The organism is Nonomuraea fastidiosa (assembly GCF_042751225.1).
GTDB lineage: Bacteria > Actinomycetota > Actinomycetes > Streptosporangiales > Streptosporangiaceae > Nonomuraea > Nonomuraea fastidiosa.
In genome coordinates this window covers 3,519,255-3,536,838 of sequence record NZ_CP170570.1, presented here as the reverse complement: position 1 = coordinate 3,536,838, position 17,584 = coordinate 3,519,255, and the positions used below count along the sequence as shown (strand labels likewise).

The following is a 17,584-nucleotide window of genomic DNA, read 5'->3' as shown; positions in this document are numbered from 1 at the left end:
GAGTGCGGAGCCCCGTGGCCCGGGTCAGCGCAGGGTGACGGAGGTGACGCGCCAGGGCGCGCCGCTCCCCCGCCGCTGCAGGCTGACGAACGCGGTCATGACGAGCGGCCGCCCGCGCCAGCCGTCCGCGCCGATGGGGGTGACGGTGAGCTGCCACTGCCGGTCGGCGTGGGTCGCGGTGTCGGGCGGGCGCGTGTCGCTGCCCTCGGTCAGCGTCGGGCGGGTGCGCGCGCGGTGGGCGGCCCACGTGGTCCAGGCGGCGTCCGTACCGGGCTGCGGGCCGTCCCTGAGCTCGGCGAGGTATTCCGGGCTCAGCCATCCGGCGGCGCGCAGCGCGGCGTCCCGCTGGTCCCGGTCGACGGTGGTGTCGACGGTCCACATGGTCGTCAGTACGGCGGTGCCGACGGCGTCCGCGTCGCGCTGGTCGATGGATCCCGGCTTGGGGGTGGGCAGGGGCGAGGCGGTGGTCGCAGGCGTGGCCGAGGGCCGCGCGGGCGTCCCGTCCGGTACCGGCCCATCGGTCGAAGGAGCGGAGGGTGCGGGCCCGAACATCACGGCCCCGCCGGACGGCTGCCCCGGCGCCACCGGTTCGGCCCCTGCCGGTGGGCGGCCGGAACCCGCCGGTCCCGGCGTGGCGGTCCCGGTCTCCCCAGATGCCGCGCCCTGACCCGCCGTCGCCGCCGTGCCTCCACCCGCGGTCGGCACCGCGCCCCCACCAACCGTCGCCGCCGCACCTCCATCCGTCATCGGCGCCGCGCCCGCACCCGCCGTCGGCGCCGCACCCCCATCTGGCGCCGGGGTCCCGGATGTCACGGATTCGGCGGGCGACGGGCCCATGGCGGAGCACCCCGCGAGCGCGACGACGGTGACGGCGCAGCCCGCGAGCGTGAGGGCGGTGGCGAGGGTCGCCGGGGGTCGTGGGCTCATGCGTACCTCCGGATGGTCCAGGCGGCCGAGGAGAAGCGGGTCAGCGGGGAGATGCGGACGACGTCGCCGGTCTGTGGCGCGTGGACGACCTGGCCGCGTCCGATGTAGATGACGATGTGGCTGATGCCGCGCCCGTCGCGGTGGTCGATGCCGATGACGTCGCCGGGCAGCAGCCGGTCGCGGGGCACCGGGGTGCCGTACTCCGTCACCTGGGTGGCGGCGAGGTGCGGGAGCTGGACGCGTCCGCCCGAGGCGGCCCAGACGGCGTGCAGCACGAGGCCGCTGCAGTCGAAGCCGACGACGTCCGCCGCCCTGCCGATGCCGGGGGTGGGGCCGCTGGGGCCGCCGCCGCCCCAGGCGTACGGGGTGCCGAGCCAGCGCAGCGCGGTGGCCACCACGGCGCCGCCGAAGCTGGTGGCGCCGAACGCCGTGACCGACGTGTCGGTGTAGTGGGCGACACGGGCGAGGACACGGCGTACGTACTCCTGAGTCTCCGGGTACGGCGGGACGCCCTTGTGCCGCTCCACCGCGCCGGGCCCGGCGTTGTACGCGGCGAGCATGTTGGACGTCGTGTCCCCGGGCAACCGGGCGAGCCTGCGGGCCAGGGAACAGTCGTAGCGCGCCATGGCCATGATCGCGTCTTCGGGGTCGTCGGGGCTGGTGACGCCATCGCCGTCGGCGTCCCGGCCGTAGCTCGCCCAGGTGGCGGGCATGAACTGGGCCATGCCCTGCGCCCCCACGCTGGAGCGCGCCTTGGGCCGCCAGCCGCTCTCGGCCTCCACCTGCGCGGCGATGAGCGGCGGGCTGACGTGCGGGCACATCTGCCCCGCCCGGCTGAGCCACGCCTGGTAGGCGGCCGGGGCGCTGCCGGGACGGAGGGAGATCACCGGCCCCGCCCCAGGCGGCCGGCCGCTCACCAGCAGCACCAGTCCGATCACAAGAGCCAGAAATGTGGCCGTCGCCACCATGACCAGCTTTCCACCCTTATTCATGACGAACGCGCCCCAACGCCTCTCTTGTCGCCGCCATTTACCTTTGTCGAAGCCGGGATCATCGATACTCGTTCGCCGCCCGCGGCCATTGCGGGAACCGCACCGAGAAAGGTGTCGTTAGTGGCCGCGCGCGATTCCGCACAGTAAGGTTTTACCTGGTCAACGGCCGATGCTGCGAGATATTCGGATGGCGTCAGCCGCACAAATATCTGTTCCCGAGAAATAAGGCGGTCCTTGTCATTTCCTTTACCGGAAGATGCCCCGGCGCATTGTCACGGGGCCGGCGATCTACTCAGCGACTGATCACACCGGAGGACCCACATGACGCGTTTGCTGGCTGATGTGCTCGTGCTCGCCGGCGTCCCCGACCCTGGCATGGGGACGCCGCCGCCCGGTTCGGAGAAGCTGCTGACCGCGCTGGGCTGGGCGACGTGGATCGTCACGGGATTGTGCGTGGCCGGGGTGATGGGCGTGGCCGCCCGCATGGCGCTGATCCATCACCGTGGCGAGGGCGGCAGGCACGCGATCGGGCTGGCCTGGGTGATGGCCGCCTGCGTGCTGCTCGGTTCGGCCTCCGGCCTGGTGAGCGCCCTGCTGTCATGACGTCGACCAGCCGGCGATCCGCCGAGCCGCCCGATCTGTCCGCCCCGCCGCCTCCGAGCGAGCCGGCCGCGCCACGGACCTCGCGCGGCACGGCGTTCTGGGCGGCCGCCGTCTTCGTCGCGCTGACGGCGGCGCTGGCCGTGGCGGTGCTCGTACGCACTGAACGGCATCCCGCCGCCGACCGGCCGCCGCCCCGCGCGCCCGTTCCGTCACCGCCGCCGGCTCCGGCGGCCGCACCACCGACACCCTCCCTGCCTTCAACGCCCTCAACACCCCAGATGTCCTCCACCCCGTCCTCGCCGCAGTCCGCCGCAGGGCCTGGCCGGTGCCCCGCCACGCCCGGGACGGCCTCCCAGGAGCTGCCCGCGCAGCCGCCCGCCGACGTCACGTGGACGGTCTTCCACGGCGTCGCCGAGCCCGTCTCACGCGAGCACGGCCCGCACCGCGAGGAGGCCGACGTGCACCGCTGCTACGCCCACACGCCGACCGGCGCGCTGATCGCCGCCTGGCAGATCGCCACCCGGTTCGTCCTCGCCGACGACTGGCGCGGCGTCGTCGAGTCGCAGGTGCTGCCGGGTCCCGGCAGGGACGCCTACGTGGCCCAGCGCCGGCAGGTGCGCACCGGGCTCGACACCGGCGGCAAGGGCCAGCTCGCCGCGTACGCGATCGCCTCGTACACGCCCGAGGTGGCCACCGTCCAGCTCGTCTCCCGCTTCGCCGCCACCGGGCGGCTCCAGGTGAGCACCGTCACCGTGGTGTGGAGCGACGGCGACTGGCGGCTGCGGCTGCAGCCCGACGGGTCGGTCAGCCCGAGCGTGCAGGCGGTGACCTCGCTGGCGGGGTTCGTGCCGTGGAGCGGGGTGTGATGAGGACCGTACGAATGCTGTCACCAGAACCCGGGACGAGCCTGTGCGACCTGCCCGGATCCGACGTGGTCTGCGCGGGCACCGGCGGCGCCGCCGACGGCGCGGCGGGCGGCGGGGTGATCCACGAGCTGGCCGATGCGCTGCAGGAGGCCCAGGTCAAGGTCCTGAGCATGATGGCCGAGTTCTCGGGGAGCAGCGCCGCCGCGCCCGTGCTGTCCGACAGCGTCGGCCCCGTGGCCTGGCTGCAGGAGCGTACGCACTGGTACGTCGGCCTGCTCGCGGTGCTCGGCCTGGTCATCGCCGCCGGGCGGCTGGCACTGCGGCGGCGGGCCGAGCCGGCGATGCGGGCCACGGCGGGCCTGCTCACGCTCGCGGTGGTCACCGGCTGCGGCACGGCGGCGATGTCGCTGCTGGTCGAGGCCGGTGACGCCTACTCCGGCTGGATCATCGGCCAGGCCCTGGACAGCGCCGGCCTCGGCTACGACTTCGGCACCGCGATCACCCGGCTGGCCGGTCTGCAGAGCGTGACACTGCCTCCCGGGCTGATGATCGTGCTGGCGTTGGCCTCGATCGTCTCCTGCATCCTGCAGATCATGCTCATGCTGGCGCGCGTCGCGCTGCTCGGCCTGCTGGTCGGGATGCTGCCGATGGCGGCGGCGCTGAGCGGCACCGAGGCGGGGCGCGCCTGGCTGACCCGCATCGCCGTCTGGGCGCTCGCGTTCGCGCTGTACAAGCCCGCCGCGGCAACCGTCTACAGCTACGCCTTCCTCGCGATGGGCACCCCGTCGTCGGAGCTCGCGCAGATGTCCGGCCTGGTGGTGATCATTCTGGCGGTCGCGGCGCTGCCGGCGCTGATGCGGCTGCTCGCCCCGGTGGTCGGCGCGGTCAGCCGAGGCGGCGGCGATACCGTTCCCGCCATGGCGTACGCGGGCGTCGCCACGGGCGCCCGCATCCTGCCCGCGCTCGGGAGGAACCACGCCGCCGTCCCCGGGATGGACGCGGGCAGGACGGTGCGCCCGGCGGGGCCGACGGGCGCGCGGCCCACGACCGACCCCCGCGACTCCCGAGGCAAGGCCCCGAGCGCCCCGACGATCAGGAAGGCGGCCGCCGCCACCGCGGGCGGCACACCCCTACGAGAAGGAGAACCGGATGGCGACCGCTGACTCCGAGCGCACCTACGGCAACTGGCGCCGCCCGGCCAGCCCGGGGATCGGCGAGCTCGGCCTGCTGGGCACCCTGCTGCTGCTCGGCGGCCTGGTGGCCTGCGTCATCACCATGATGGTCTCGTTGCGGGCCGCGCTGGTCCTCGCGGCCGTGCTCGCGTTCGTGCTGGCGCCGATGCTGCTGCTGCGCGACCGGCACGGGCGTACCGGGCTGCAGATCGCCGTCGCCCGCCTGTCGTGGCTGCGCGGCCGCAGCAGCGGGCGGCACCTGTACCGGTCGGGGCCGCTCGGCCTCACCCACCGTGGCGCCTTCCAGCTTCCCGGCCTGGCCGCGGCCTCGCACGTCCTGGACGCCAAGGACTCTCGCGGCCGGGACTTCGGCCTGATCGTGGTGCCGGCGACGGGGCATTACACGGCGGTGTTCGAGGCGTCCGTCGAGGGGGCCGCGCTGGTCGACGGCGACCAGGTGGACACCTGGGTGGCGCACTGGGGGCAGTGGCTGGCGGGCCTGGCGTACGAGCCGTCGCTCGTGGCCGCCACCGTCACCGTCGAGACCGCGCCCGACCTCGGCACCCGCCTGCGGCGAGAGGTGGCCGACAACCTCTCGCCCGACGCCCCCGACCTGGCGGCGGCCGTGCTGAACGACGTCGTACGGACCTATCCCGCCGGTTCCGCGCAGGTCTCCACCCGGATCGCCGTCACGTACGCGGCCAACCCGCGCGGCGGCGGCCGGCCCCGTACCACCGAGGCCATGACCCGCGAGATCGCCACCCGCCTGCCCGGACTGACCGCCGGGCTCAGCATGGCGGGCGCGGGCGCCTGCCGTCCCATGACCAGCGCCGAGATCGCGGAGGCGATCAGGATCGCGTACGACCCCGCGAGCCACCGGCTGCTGGAGGCGGCCAGGTCGGGAGGCGAGCCGGTCGCCCAGCCCTGGGACCAGATCGGCCCGGCCGCCGCCCAGGAGTCCTGGGACCACTATCGGCACGACTCCGGCATCTCGGTCACCTGGGCGATGAGCGAGGCCCCCAGGGGCGAGGTGCTCGCCCCGGTGCTCACCGACCTGCTCGCCCCGCACCGCGACGTCGCGCGCAAGCGGGTCTCGCTGCTGTACCGGCCGTACGATCCGGGTAGCGCCGCCCGCCTCGTCGAGCGCGACCGCAAGGACGCCCGCTTCCGTATCGGCGGCGTCAACGCGGCCGCCCGCGACACCGTGGCCGTGGCCGCCGCCGACCAGAGCGCCCGCGAGGAGGCCAAGGGCGCGGGCCTGGTGCGCTTCGCGATGCTCGTCACCGCCACCGTCCCGCGTTTCGAGGACCTGCCGGCGGCCGTCGCCGCGATCGACACGCTCGCCCCATCCGCGCGGATCCGGCTGCGCCGCATGTACGGCGCCCAGGCCGCCGCGTTCGCCGCCGCGCTGCCGCTCGGCCTGGTACTGCCCGACCACCTGCGGATTCCCGCGTTCGTCAGGGAGACCATGTGACCGCCCCCGTCCCGGGAGGGAGCTGACCATGCCTCGGAGGACTTCCGCGTCACCGCCGCCCGTCCGGCGTCCTGGCGCGCGCGGGTACGCAGGGCGCGGCGGCGGCCGCGTGCCGTACGTCGAGGCTCCGCCCGAGTGGCGCGGCACCACCGTGCAGGTGTGCGGGCTGTGGCCGTTCGGGGTCGGGTCCAGCACGCCCGCGATCGGCGTGCCGCTCGGGCGCGAGCTGACCGGCGGCGCGACGCTGTGCTGCGACCCGATCTCCTGGTTCGCCCGCGCCGGGCTCATCCACAACCCGTCGGAGCTGGTGCTCGGCAAGCCGGGGCTGGGCAAGTCCACCTTGGTACGCCGCCAGATCGTCGGCCTGGCCGGCTACGGCGTGATCCCCCTGGTGCTCGGCGACCTGAAGCCCGACTACACCGACCTCATCGCCGCGATGGGCGGGCAGATCATCAAGCTCGGGCGCGGGCTCGGCGCGCTCAACGTCCTGGACCCCGGCGAGATCGGCGCCGCCGCCGCGCGGCTGTCCGGCCTCGACCGCGAACGGCTGCTCGCCGACGCGCACGGCCGCCGGCTCAACACCGTCTCGGCCCTCATCACGATCGTGCGCGGCCGTCCCGTCGCCGACACCGAACGCACCATCCTGTCGGCGGCGCTGCGGGTGCTGGACGAGCGCCACCCGGGTGTGCCCATCCTGCCCGACCTGATCCACGTCATCGACGTCGGCCCCGACCCGGTGCGCGCGGTCACCCTGGCGCGCGGCAGCGAGGAACGCTACCGGCAGGTCGTCGATCCCCTGCACGCGTCCCTGCTCGGGCTGCTTGACGGGCCGCTCGGCGACGCGTTCGCCCGTGACACCACCACCCCGATCCGGCTGGACACCCCCGCCGGTGCCTGCATCGACATCTCCGGCATCGACGAGGCCGATCAGGAGCTGCAGGCGGCCGTGCTGCTGGCCTGCTGGTCGGAGGGGTTCGGCGCGATCGAGGCCGCGCACGCCCTGGCCGACGCCGGCCTCGCCCCGCAGCGGCGCTTCTGGGTGGTGCTCGACGAGCTGTGGCGGGTGCTGCGGGCCGGGCGCGGCCTCGTCGACCGCGTCGACGCGCTCACCCGCCTGAACCGGCAGCGCGGCGTCGGCCAGGCGATGATCACCCACACGATGAGCGACCTGCTGGCCCTGTCGGAGGAGGCCGACCGCCTCAAGGCCCGGGGCTTCGCCGAACGCGCCGGCATGATCATCTGTGGTGGGCTGCCCGAGGCGGAGATGGCCGCGCTCACCCAGGTCGTCCGCATGTCCGCCGCCGAGCAACGCATGATCGTCGACTGGTCCACCCCGCCGAGCTGGGACAGCGCCCGCGACCGCGACGGCGAGCCGCCCGGCCGCGGGAAGTTCCTGGTCAAGGTGGGCGGCCGGCCCGGCATCCCGCTCCACATCGACCTCACCGCCGCCGAGCTCGCCGTCGATCGCACCAACAAGCGCTGGGCCCTGCCCGAGCCGCGACCCCCCAGGGACGCCTGAGCCCTGATGATCGTCTACCCTTCCGAGGATGGCGGATCTGGCGCTGCCCGATGCCCTGGCCGAAGTGGCCGGGATCGGCTTCGAGTGGGAGTGGGACGAGGAGGCCGACGAGGCCCGCGGCATCGACTTCGAGCCGTACGACCGGTTCGAGGCGCCCGAGCGTACGGCGTGGTGGCTGCGCCTGTGGACCGGGAACCCGGAGGTGGACGGCCGGGAGTTCCGCTTCTTCGGCACGACCGGGGGTGGCGGCTACGCCGGTTTCTGGCTCGTCCGGCCGGGCGCGGCCGTCTCCGAGCAGCCCGTCGTGTACCTCGGCTCCGAGGGCGAGCGCGGCGTGATCGCCCGCGACCTCGGGGACCTGCTCTGGCTCTTCGCCGCCGGCCTGGGCCCCGCCGAAGCCTTCGGCGACCCCGGCTGCGCCGCCGAGCCGAACGAGGGCTTCCGCGCGATCGCCGAACACCACGCGCCGGGTGGCCGCCGCTCACCGGCGGAGATCGTGGAGGCCGCCCGCGCGGAGTTCCCGCACTTCCCGGACGTCATCGACGCGATGTGCCGCTGACGCGCCCGATCAGGCGGGCACGGTGAGTCGCTGCGTACCGACGACGGAGACGAGCCTGAGCGCCTCCTCATCCGGAGAACCAGGCTCAGCCGTATAAATCACGACCTGCTGATCCCGATCGGAGATGTCCAGCACATTGCAGTGGAGCGTGACCGGCCCCACCAGCGGATGGCGCAGGGTCTTGCCCATGCTCGGCTCAGGCGAGACGTCGTGCGAGGCCCACAGCTCGGCGAACTCCGCACTCCCCTCCAGCAGCTCCGCCACCAGCTCCTCCACCTCGGCGACCCCTGGATAGCGCGCGGCGGCGGCCCGCAACCGCCGGGTCACCTCCCGCCCGAACGCCACCCGATCCTCCTCCATCAGGACAGGCAGCCGGGTCTCACCCTCGCGCGGACCGAGAAAGGCGTACCGGACGAGGTTGCGATCACGCCGCGACAACGCGGAGAAATCGATGAGCAGAGCCGCCGCAAGGTCGTTCCAGGCGATCACCTCGTAGGTCGCCGACAGCACGAGCATGGCGGCCTGCGGCAGGCGTTCCAGCAGCTCGAAGACGCTACGGTGCACGTCGCGGCACGGTCCGGGCGGCGGTCCCGGCGGCGCACGCGCCCTCCGGAGCCTCGGCGGACGCCGGGACGGCGGCTGCACCGGCGACCAGCAGGCCGGCGGCGACGGCGAGGGGGAATCTCATCGGTGCTCCTTCAACGGGTTGGTGTCCGCCCAGCGGCTGTCCCTGATCGCGGTGTACGTCAGGAGCCCGCTGTCCGCGGCGGATCGGACTTCGAGGGAAAGGGGCCTGCCGGAAGCCGGGTCGATCACCAGCCGGGTCCTGGTGGCCCCCCGGTAGTCCGGCGGCGCGAACTCGCCGGAGTCGTACTCGACCGCCTGCCCGGCCCGGCCCAGCACGTCGGTCGTCACCCCTACCGTCCCCGTGGCAGCTCTCGTCAAAGCCCGCACCACAACGTTCAGCTCTTCCCGGGCCACCCACCCCGACGGCATGACCGGCACCTGGAACAGCTCGCCACGAACCCGCCGCCCAGCCGGCCACGCCGACCAGACGATCAGTAACGTCACCGCGACAAGGCCGGCGATCAACGCCCACCGATACGCCGTAACCCCGTCGGGCAGATGATCACTGACCACATTGACCGGTGAGCACCACCAGCGTCCCGATCACCGCACCCGCAGCGCGCCGTCTCCGACGAGCCACAACCCACCTCGACGCCATGGCGGCCCCCGCACCGCTTCCGCCCCGATCAGCGCTCACCGTACTCGGCACGTCTCAATCCGCGCGACGTGGATTCGATCATGCAGCGGCATGATGCGTCTCCGTCGCCCCACTTCACGCTCTGGCGACGGCGCTCCTCTCCCGGAGGGATCACCCCACCGATCACCTCTCGTCAGCTCGCTTGCTGCCGGCCGTGTAGAGGCATCGGCCCCGGCGAACCTCCGGTGGCGATGCTGCCCGATCGTGTGCCCGTTCCGGTGCCCGTCAGACCTGGGCGCCCACGACCTCCAGCAGGCGCAGCCGCTCGGCCGTCTCACTGCCCTCCGCCGCCGTGAAGGCCATGATCCGCAGATCGGTGCCGAGCGCCGCGAGGATGTCGCAGTCGAGGGTGAGTTCGCCGACGCTCGCGTGCCGGACCGTCTTGGTCAAGGGCTCGTGCACACCCACCACGCCGGAGTCCCACAGCGCCGCGAAGTCCTCGCTCCGGGCACGGAGCTCATCGATCAGTGCGGCCAGTCCGGCGTCCTTCGGATAGCGAGCCGACGCCGCCTTCAAGTCGGATACGAACGCGGCGCGGTGACCCGTCTCCCTGCTCACCGCCTGGGGGTATCCGGCGGGCGGCTCCACGAAGGACCACCACACCGCGTTCCTCCCGAAGCCGCGCTGCGCGGGCGGGTTGCCGAACAGCGCGGCCCACAGCCGGTTCCACGTGATGAGGTTCCATGCGGCGTCGTACACGCTCAGCGGGGTGCCGGTCAGCCGATCCAGCAGGCGCTGGACGCCTGCCGGCACATGGTCGGAGATCTGCCCGGGGCCCGGCACCGCCTGACCGGCGAGCACGAAGAGGTGCTCACGTTCCGCCATCGTCAGCCGCAACGCCCGAGCCAGCGCGGACAGCACCTGCGGGGACGGGTTCGTCGACCTGCCCTGTTCGAGCCGCACGATGTAGTCGACGGACAGGCCGGCGAGCTGGGCGAGCTCCTCACGCCGCAGGCCGGGCGCGCGGCGTCCTCCGTCGTCCGGCAGGCCGACCTCGGCCGGTTTCGTACGATCCCGCCAGGCGTGCAACGCCCTGCCGAGATCCGTGGATCCGGTCATCTCCCCAGTATGGGCATTCGGCCCTGTCCCGTCGTGGTACTGCGGGTCCACTGGCTGTGGCGGGCACTGGCTGATGCCCGCGGGTCCGCGGAAGGTGGACGCACCGGCCGACGGGCGGTGGCCGGCGGGGACCCACTCGCCGGTCGGGACCGAAGGAGCACGTTCATGAAGTATCGCAACCTCGGGCGTACCGGGATCAAGGTCAGCCCGTACGGACTGGGCACGCTGATGTTCGCCAGCCAGATGGGCAACGACCCGGACGAGTCGGTCCGGATCATCCACAAGGCGATCGACGCCGGGATCAACCTCATCGACACCGCCGACCGCTACGCCGACTCCGAGGACATCGTCGGAAAGGCACTCAAGGGCCGCCGTGACGAGGTCGTCCTGGCCACCAAGGTCGGCCTGCCCATGGGCGAGGGCGTCAACCAGCAGGGCGCCTCCCGCCGCTGGATCACCGCCGCCGTCGAGAACTCCCTGCGCCGCCTCGGCACCGACCACATCGACGTCTACCAGCTCCAGCGGCCCGACCCGGACACCGACCTGGAGGAGACGCTCTCCGTTCTGACCGACCTCGTCAGGGCAGGCAAGGTACGCGTGATCGGCTCCTCGACGACGCCCGCCTCGATGATCGTGCAGGCCCAGTGGGCCGCCGGACGCGCCGGGCTGCAGCGGTTCCGCACCGAGCAGCCGCCGTACTCGCTCCTGAACCGCGGCATCGAGCGGGAGGTCCTGCCGCTGGCGCAGGAGTACGGCATGGGCGTCATGGTGTGGGGTCCGTTCGGCCAGGGCCTGCTCACCGGCCGGGTGCGCAAGGGCGGCGGGAACGACCTCAAACGCGTCCGGTTCTCCCGCCACCTGTCCGACGAACGCCGCATCGACGTCGTCGAACAGCTCATCCCGCTCGCCGAGGAGGCCGGCCTGCCCATGACCCACCTGGCCATGGCGTTCACCATCGCCCACCCGGGCGTCACCGCCGCGCTCCTCGGCCCGCGCACCATGGAACACCTCGACGACCTGCTGGCCGGGGCCGACGTCGAGCTGTCCGACGACATCCTCGACCGGATCGACAAGATCGTCCCACCGGGCACCGACGTCACCGCGCTCGACCAGGAGTACAAGCCGCCGGCGCTGCTCGACCCCACCCTCCGCCGCCGCCCCGCCGGGCTCCGCTCGGCGGCCTGAGCGCTCGAAGGCCTGCCCTGGGGGTGGTCCGGCCCTGGCACACGGCAAGCCGGCGTACGAGGCAAGGCTCAGCACGACCCGCTCACCGCTCAGGAACGGCAGCGTGAGTTGAGCGGAACGCACTGACCCCGACCGACGCCTTCGCGACCGCCATCAATTTCGCGGATCGCGGGCACGGGGCTCGAAGCCATCGATCGAGGACTGCGATGTCTTCGTTGGTGAGTCCTCGAAACGGCTCCACGTGGTGAAGGAGTGCCCGGCCGCTGTGGTGCGTGGAGACCCAGGTGCGATCGGCGTCGGTGATCTCGTCGTCGACCCAGGCGAACGAGCGTCCGGCCGCCCATGTCACCAGGGTGCGGGTCTTCCAGCAGAGCCCGAACCATCGGTCTTCGCGCTCGTGCTCGCCGGATGTCTCCGGCCAGGTCACGACCGGCAGGCGTGGCAGTCCGATTCGGGGTGCTATCTCGGCGTTCGCCTCCTCTTCCCAGGTGGTGGCCCAGACGAGATCGCAGGGCAGCGCCGCCAGCCTTCCCGGCCGGCGCGCCAGCGTCGGCCCGCTCAGCGACCTTCGATTCGACCACTCAGGCAGGGTACGTCCCCGAGCCGATCCACAGGCTCTGATCATCGCTCCCGGTCGTCGAGCGACCGAACGGGGCGGGGCAGCGTGGTGAGCATGCCGACGAGGGCGTCGAGTGCCCAGTCCCGCCACCGCGCATGGCTCCAGCCGCGGTCGCGGACCAGCAGGTTGTACGTCTCGGGGGACAGGACGGTCAGCGCGACGTCGGCCGCGAGCTCGCTGGTGAGCCCGTCGCGCAGGGGCGTCTTGCGGGCGAGCGCTTCGGCGAAGACCCGGAGTACGGTGAGGCGTTGCCGGAGGTTCGTGGACCAGACCGCGGCGAGGTCGGGATCGGCGGTGGCGGCACTGCGTACGACGTCCAGGAGGGCGGCCGCACGGAGGTAGATGTCCCCGGCGCCGGCCACCTGGCGGCGGAGCTGCCCGAGCGGGTCCGGATCGGCGATCGCCTCCCGCGCCCAAGAGCGTTCGAGGGTGGGCACGGGCTCGTCGTCGCCCGCGACAGCCACATCCAGGGCCGCGGTGAGAATGGCCCGCTTGGTGCTGAAAGCGTAGTAGACGGTCTGCTCGCCCACGCCTGCCTTGGCCGCGATGGCGTTGATGCTCGTGCCGGCGTAGCCGGTCGTGGTGAACAGTTCGGTGGCCGCCGCCAGGATGCGGGCGCGCGTCGCCCTGGCCCGTGCGGCCCTGCCGTCGCCTTTCCTCGCCGTACGGATGCCGCTGTCGTGTCGTGGTGCCGTGCTCACGACTTGACTATAGCGTCACTACAAAAACATTCTTGTAGTGTGACTACGAAAAGATCGGTCCTCATCCTCGGCGGGTACGGCGCGGTCGGCCGCGAGGCCGCCCTGGCCCTGGCGGAACGCCCTGGCACGAAGGTGATCGTCGCCGGACGCAATCCGGCTCAGGCCCGGCCCATCCCCGGTGTGACATCGGTACGCGTGGACGCCGCCGACCCCGCCGATCTGGCCGCATCGCTGAATGGCGTCACGACGGTGCTCATGTGCGCCGAGACCGGCAACGCGTCGGTCGCCCGCACCTGCCTGGAACGCGGCATCGGCTATGTCGACGTATCGGCCTCGCCTGACGTGCTGGCCGCGATCGAGGAACTGGACGATCTCGCCACGGCGCGCGGCGCGACCGCCGCCCTGAGCGTCGGGCTCGTACCCGGCGTCTCCAACCTGCTGGCCCGCGTGGTCGCCGAGCGCTCGCCCGGCAACGGCCTCGACATCGGCGTGCTGCTCGGCTCGGGAGAGCGGCACGGCTCGGCGGCGATCGCCTGGACCCTGGACGGGCTCGGCACGCTCAACGGCTCCTGGACGATGACCTTCCCCGAGCCGTACGGCGCGCGCACCGTCCACCGCTTCCCCTTCTCCGACCAGTACACGCTGCCCCGGACGATCGCCGTGCCGTCCGCCCGCACGGGCCTGTGCCTTGACTCCCGCCTCTTCACCACGATGCTCGCCGCCGCCCGCCGCCCCGCGATCGCCGGGCTACTGCGCCGCCCCCGCGTACGACACCTGCTGCTCAAGACCCTGGAGAAGGTCCACCTCGGCAGCGACGGTTTCGCCGTGACGGTCACCGCCGGCACCGCGCGGGCGTCCTTCAGCGGGCGCTCACAGAGCCGCGCGACCGGCCGCGCCGCCGCCCTGCTCGTCCGCCACCTGCCGCAGGCGAAGGCCGGCGTGCACCACATCGAGCACCTGGTGGACCCGATCACCTTCCTGACCGAGCTGGCCGCCGAAGGTTTCGCCCTCGACATCGACGGCCGGCGCCATGGAGAGTAAGGCCGCCGGTAGGACCCCCAAGCGCCTCGAACTCAGAACCCACGGATCAAGGCCGGCGGACATCACGTCACCGCGCACCGACGGGCACAGCGTCGCCGCAGGGCAATCAGGCCCCGTCCGCCGAGTGCTCCCCACGCACGTGGGGATCTCACGAGCCCTCTCGTGGGGCCCACGCGTAGTCCCCGGCGTCAAGCGCTCGGCCCGCAACCGGTGCTGATGCGGCGCCTCGGCTACGACTCCTACCTGGCGCAGGGCGGCGACTGGGGCGGCGTGGTGGCCACCCGCATGGGGAAGCAGCGCCCCGACGGCCTGCGCGCCGTCCACCTCAACTTCCCCGAGTTCCTCGCCCTGCCGCCGGCCGGCGACGAGCCGACCCGGGAAGAGGCCGCGGCCCTGGCCCAGGGCGAGACGTGCGCCCATGTCCACTCCGGCTACCACCTGCTGCAGCGCACCCGGCCGCAGACCATCGGCTACGCCCTGACCGACTCCCCGGCGGGTCAGGCCGCCTGGATCTACGAGAAGTTCCTCGATTGGGCCGCCCCCCGGCGCCTTCACCCTGGACGAGAGGCCGTACGCGGCGGCAAAGAGCCGCGACAGTATGTCCGACGCCCTCGCAACAGCCCTCCCGGCCCTGACAAGAGACAAGCCCGGACGCCCGGACCCAGCACTCCTCCGCAAGGCCCTACGCCACTACGTCCTGCTCCCCGAGGCCAAACGCCCGGATATGCCCGCCGACATCGCACGGGCCGTCCGCTGGCTGGAGACCGCATCGCTCACCATGCAGGATCTCAACGACACCAAGGCGGTCCGCCCGGCCCTGGACGCCCTCGCGCTCCGCCTCGACGGCAAGCAGGCCGGCGCCAACACGATCCGGCGCAAGCGCGCCGTCCTGCACCACCTCTTCGAGTACGCCGTCGAGCTGGAAGAGCTGCCGTCCAACCCGCTGCACCGCATCAAGTGGAAGGTCCCCAAGACGACCGAGACCGTGGATCCGCGGGTCGTGGTCAACCCCCGCCAAGCCCGGGAACTCCTGATCGCGCTCACCTACGTGGGCAAGCGCCAGCGCAACGGCAAGGGCCGGGGCCGGCGGCTGATGGCCATGTTCGCCTGCATGTACTTCGCCGCGCTCCGCCCCGCCGAAGCGGTCGGTCTCCGCGAGCAAGACTGCCACCTCCCAGCCGAGGGCTGGGGTCACATCACGCTCGACAGCTCCCGCCCCGAGGTCAACCGCCGCTGGACCGACACCGGCGACACCCACGAGCTACGCGGCCTCAAACACCGGGGCCAAGACGACGTCCGCCGCATCCCCATCCCTCCAGAACTGGTGAAGATCCTCCGGCAACACATCGAGGAATTCGGCGTGGCCCCGGACGGGCGGCTGTTCCGCAGCGAACGCGGCGGCGTGGTCGCCTCGACGGCCTACACCGAGGTCTGGCAGGAAGCCCGCACCCTCGCCCTCACACCCGCCCAAGTCGCCTCGCCGCTCGCCCGGCGACCGTATGACCTTCGCCACGCTGCCGTCTCGCTCTGGCTCAACGGCGGTGTCCCGGCCCCGGAAGTCGCCGCCCGCGCCGGCCACGGGGTGGACGTGCTGCTGCGGGTCTATGCCAAGTGCATCGACGGCCAGGAGGAGATCGTGAACCAGCGGATCGCGGACGTCCTCACCGCATGAGATCACGATCCGAACTCGAAAGGCCCCGGCTCCCCCGGGGCCTTTCGCCGTTCCCGGGGCCTCGCCATCCCGCGAAGCCCCCGCAACACGGGCCTCGACCTGGGGGAACGCCCCTCAGCTCCATCCCGCGTATATCCCGCGACCACCGACAACGGGCCGCTCAGGGCTGCCTCTGGCTGCATACCCCGGAAATGCAGAAGAGGCCCCGTAGGGCCTCTGAGCTGCACTTACTGCTGGTGGCAGGTGCAAGGTTCGAACTTGCGTAGGCTGAGCCGACGGTTTTACAGACCGCTCCCTTTGGCCACTCGGGCAACCTGCCTTGCCATCCGCTCTCGCGGCGACAGAAAGAAGGATAGCGGACTTCGGAGGTGTACGTGACACCGGTTTGTCCCGGAGCCGGATCTAATCTGATCTAGGCGGCCCTGACGCCGCCCCGGACTGCGACCGAGCGCTCCCCGGACGCCCCGCGCGGCGCCCCGAACGGCCCAGGCGGTACTCCTGGACGCCCCCGCGCGGGGTGCCACGGGTGCCGCCCAAGCCGGAGGCCCGGACACGCCCCGTGCGGAGCCCCGGGCGGCCACGCCCAGGAAGCCCGGCCGGCCCGGTGCGGAAAGCCTGGCGCCGGCACGGTGGCCGGCCCGATGTGGGAAGCCCAGACAGCGGCCCCGAGCCAACGAGGCGCGAAGGGGAGGTCTCGGGCGTACGGGAAGGGTCGCCGTACGACGTGACCAAGGGGGCGCGAACCTGCACGGCGGGCCGATGCTGGCTAGGCTCGTGCGCTGGGTCCGTACGTTCGAACGGCCGGGCCGGTTTCACCGCAGCTGAGAGGATGGGTGCTTTGGCCGATTCATCTTTCGACATCGTTAGCAAGATCGACCGGCAGGAGGTCGACAACGCGCTCAACCAGACGGTCAAGGAGCTGGGGCACCGCTTCGACTTCAAGGGGACCGGGGCGAGCATCAGCTGGTCCGGGCAGAACAACATCGAGCTCAAGGCCAACAGTGAAGAGCGCGTCAACGCGGCGTACGACGTGTTCAAGGAGAAGGTGATCAAGCGCGGGCTGTCGCTGAAGATCCTGGACGCGGGTGAGCCGAAGCTGTCCGGCAAGGAGTACCGCCTGCTGGTGAGCCTCAAGGAGGGCATCGACCAGGAGCACGCCAAGAAGATCTCCAAGATGATCCGTGACGAGGGTCCGAAGGGGGTCAAGGCGCAGATCCAGGGCGACGAGCTGCGGGTCAGCTCCAAGAAGAAGGACGACCTGCAGCAGGTCATCGCCATGCTCAAGGGCAAGGACCTGGACATCGCCCTGCAGTTCGTGAACTACCGCTAGCCGGTCCGCGGGCATGCTGCGCCGGCTCGTACGATCGCGGAGAGCGTATTCGGGGCATGCGGCGACCCATCGCGCCGTGTGCCCCGAGCCGCCTCATAACGATCCGGTAAGCGGTGCGTATGCTCCATAGGCGTGGCGAAAATTCCCCTGCGCCGGTTCACGGCCCGCGTGCTGCCCATCGACGAGAATGACCGCGTTCTCCTCCTGCACGGTCTCGATCCGGCCCAGCCGGACAGGCGGTTCTGGTTCACCATCGGCGGGGCGCGCGAGGACGGTGAGACGCTCCAGGAGGCGGCGGCGCGCGAGCTGTACGAGGAGATCGGCGTCAGGGCGCGGCCCGAGGAGTTCACGGGGCCGCACGCCGAGGCGCTGGTCGAGTTCGAGTGGGGCGATTACGCCTTCACCCAGGATCAGGCGTTCTTCGCGATCCGGCTGGGCGGGCAGGCGGCGGTGTCGTTCGATCACATGGAGCAGATCGAGAAGGACACGACGCTCGGGCACCGCTGGTGGAGCGCCGAGGAGCTGGACGCCACCGACGAGACCGTCTACCCCGAGGACCTCGCGGTGATCCTGCGGAAGATCACCACGGGTCCGTAGAGGC

19 protein-coding genes and 1 tRNA gene are annotated in these 17,584 nt (G+C 72.2%); 11 read left to right on the top strand and 9 right to left on the bottom strand.

Going from position 1 to position 17,584, the window contains the following annotated elements; genetic code table 11:
- Positions 1-24 precede the first annotated feature (24 nt).
- On the bottom strand, positions 25-585 hold the full coding sequence (locus tag ACFMQL_RS16230; protein WP_378786006.1) for a hypothetical protein: 561 nt from the start codon (positions 583-585) through the stop codon (positions 25-27).
- Positions 586-923: 338 nt separating this feature from the next.
- Positions 924-1,919 (bottom strand): transglycosylase SLT domain-containing protein, encoded by a 996-nt coding sequence (locus tag ACFMQL_RS16225; protein ID WP_364062588.1) that lies wholly within the window; start codon positions 1,917-1,919, stop codon positions 924-926.
- A gap of 321 nt (positions 1,920-2,240) precedes the next feature.
- On the opposite strand from ACFMQL_RS16225, the gene ACFMQL_RS16220 reads away from it, so the two are divergent.
- From ACFMQL_RS16220 to ACFMQL_RS16195, 6 genes are read left to right on the top strand one after another with little or no spacing between them, the layout of a single operon-like run.
- Positions 2,241-2,522, top strand: a complete 282-nt coding sequence (locus tag ACFMQL_RS16220; RefSeq protein WP_364062585.1) for a hypothetical protein — start codon at positions 2,241-2,243, stop codon at positions 2,520-2,522.
- Positions 2,519-3,388 (top strand): hypothetical protein, encoded by an 870-nt coding sequence (locus ACFMQL_RS16215; protein ID WP_378786005.1) that lies wholly within the window; start codon positions 2,519-2,521, stop codon positions 3,386-3,388. Before ACFMQL_RS16220 ends, ACFMQL_RS16215 begins: the two co-directional genes overlap by 4 nt.
- Positions 3,388-4,551 (top strand): hypothetical protein, encoded by a 1,164-nt coding sequence (locus ACFMQL_RS16210; RefSeq protein WP_378786004.1) that lies wholly within the window; start codon positions 3,388-3,390, stop codon positions 4,549-4,551. The genes ACFMQL_RS16215 and ACFMQL_RS16210 overlap by 1 nt, the downstream gene beginning before the upstream one ends.
- Positions 4,538-6,034: an SCO6880 family protein gene (locus ACFMQL_RS16205; RefSeq protein ID WP_364062576.1), complete on the top strand. Its 1,497-nt coding sequence runs from the start codon at positions 4,538-4,540 to the stop codon at positions 6,032-6,034. The genes ACFMQL_RS16210 and ACFMQL_RS16205 overlap by 14 nt, the downstream gene beginning before the upstream one ends.
- A 28-nt stretch (positions 6,035-6,062) precedes the next feature.
- Positions 6,063-7,553 (top strand): ATP/GTP-binding protein, encoded by a 1,491-nt coding sequence (locus ACFMQL_RS16200; RefSeq protein ID WP_378786003.1) that lies wholly within the window; start codon positions 6,063-6,065, stop codon positions 7,551-7,553.
- A 28-nt stretch (positions 7,554-7,581) separates the two neighbouring features.
- The gene (locus ACFMQL_RS16195) at positions 7,582-8,112 is read left to right on the top strand and encodes an SMI1/KNR4 family protein (RefSeq protein WP_378786002.1); all 531 of its coding nucleotides are present in this window, start codon (positions 7,582-7,584) and stop codon (positions 8,110-8,112) included.
- A gap of 9 nt (positions 8,113-8,121) precedes the next feature.
- Here ACFMQL_RS16195 and ACFMQL_RS16190 read toward each other — a convergent pair whose 3' ends face one another.
- The 4 genes from ACFMQL_RS16190 to ACFMQL_RS16175 all read right to left on the bottom strand — a co-directional run bounded on the left by ACFMQL_RS16190 (position 8,122) and on the right by ACFMQL_RS16175 (position 10,435).
- On the bottom strand, positions 8,122-8,676 hold the full coding sequence (locus ACFMQL_RS16190; protein ID WP_378786001.1) for a hypothetical protein: 555 nt from the start codon (positions 8,674-8,676) through the stop codon (positions 8,122-8,124).
- The gene (locus ACFMQL_RS16185; protein WP_364062567.1) at positions 8,666-8,800 is read right to left on the bottom strand and encodes a hypothetical protein; all 135 of its coding nucleotides are present in this window, start codon (positions 8,798-8,800) and stop codon (positions 8,666-8,668) included. Before ACFMQL_RS16185 ends, ACFMQL_RS16190 begins: the two co-directional genes overlap by 11 nt.
- Positions 8,797-9,183 (bottom strand): hypothetical protein, encoded by a 387-nt coding sequence (locus tag ACFMQL_RS16180; RefSeq protein ID WP_364062564.1) that lies wholly within the window; start codon positions 9,181-9,183, stop codon positions 8,797-8,799. The genes ACFMQL_RS16185 and ACFMQL_RS16180 overlap by 4 nt, the downstream gene beginning before the upstream one ends.
- A gap of 418 nt (positions 9,184-9,601) precedes the next feature.
- A complete protein-coding gene (locus tag ACFMQL_RS16175) occupies positions 9,602-10,435 on the bottom strand; it encodes a helix-turn-helix transcriptional regulator (protein WP_364062561.1) in 834 nt (277 codons plus the stop codon).
- 165 nt (positions 10,436-10,600) lie between these two features.
- Between ACFMQL_RS16175 and ACFMQL_RS16170 the strand changes: the two genes are divergently transcribed.
- Positions 10,601-11,620: an aldo/keto reductase gene (locus ACFMQL_RS16170; protein ID WP_378786000.1), complete on the top strand. Its 1,020-nt coding sequence runs from the start codon at positions 10,601-10,603 to the stop codon at positions 11,618-11,620.
- A gap of 82 nt (positions 11,621-11,702) precedes the next feature.
- Here ACFMQL_RS16170 and ACFMQL_RS16165 read toward each other — a convergent pair whose 3' ends face one another.
- Positions 11,703-12,047 (bottom strand): hypothetical protein, encoded by a 345-nt coding sequence (locus tag ACFMQL_RS16165; protein WP_364062555.1) that lies wholly within the window; start codon positions 12,045-12,047, stop codon positions 11,703-11,705.
- Between the two features lie 194 nt (positions 12,048-12,241).
- A complete protein-coding gene (locus ACFMQL_RS16160; protein WP_378785999.1) occupies positions 12,242-12,940 on the bottom strand; it encodes a TetR/AcrR family transcriptional regulator in 699 nt (232 codons plus the stop codon).
- Between the two features lie 39 nt (positions 12,941-12,979).
- Between ACFMQL_RS16160 and ACFMQL_RS16155 the strand changes: the two genes are divergently transcribed.
- A complete protein-coding gene (locus ACFMQL_RS16155; RefSeq protein ID WP_378785998.1) occupies positions 12,980-13,981 on the top strand; it encodes a saccharopine dehydrogenase NADP-binding domain-containing protein in 1,002 nt (333 codons plus the stop codon).
- Positions 13,982-14,705: 724 nt separating this feature from the next.
- Entirely contained in the window at positions 14,706-15,653 is a 948-nt protein-coding gene (locus tag ACFMQL_RS16150) for a hypothetical protein (protein WP_364062546.1), read from the top strand.
- A 234-nt stretch (positions 15,654-15,887) separates the two neighbouring features.
- Here the strand turns inward: ACFMQL_RS16150 and ACFMQL_RS16145 are convergent.
- Positions 15,888-15,972: transfer RNA gene (locus tag ACFMQL_RS16145), tRNA-Tyr, on the bottom strand.
- Between the two features lie 519 nt (positions 15,973-16,491).
- Here ACFMQL_RS16145 and ACFMQL_RS16140 point away from each other — a divergent pair.
- Together ACFMQL_RS16140 and ACFMQL_RS16135 are read left to right on the top strand one after the other, a co-directional pair.
- Positions 16,492-16,983, top strand: coding sequence for a YajQ family cyclic di-GMP-binding protein (locus tag ACFMQL_RS16140; protein WP_364062543.1), 492 nt, complete (start codon positions 16,492-16,494; stop codon positions 16,981-16,983).
- 132 nt (positions 16,984-17,115) lie between these two features.
- Positions 17,116-17,580 (top strand): NUDIX domain-containing protein, encoded by a 465-nt coding sequence (locus tag ACFMQL_RS16135; protein ID WP_364062540.1) that lies wholly within the window; start codon positions 17,116-17,118, stop codon positions 17,578-17,580.
- Positions 17,581-17,584: the final 4 nt, after the last annotated feature.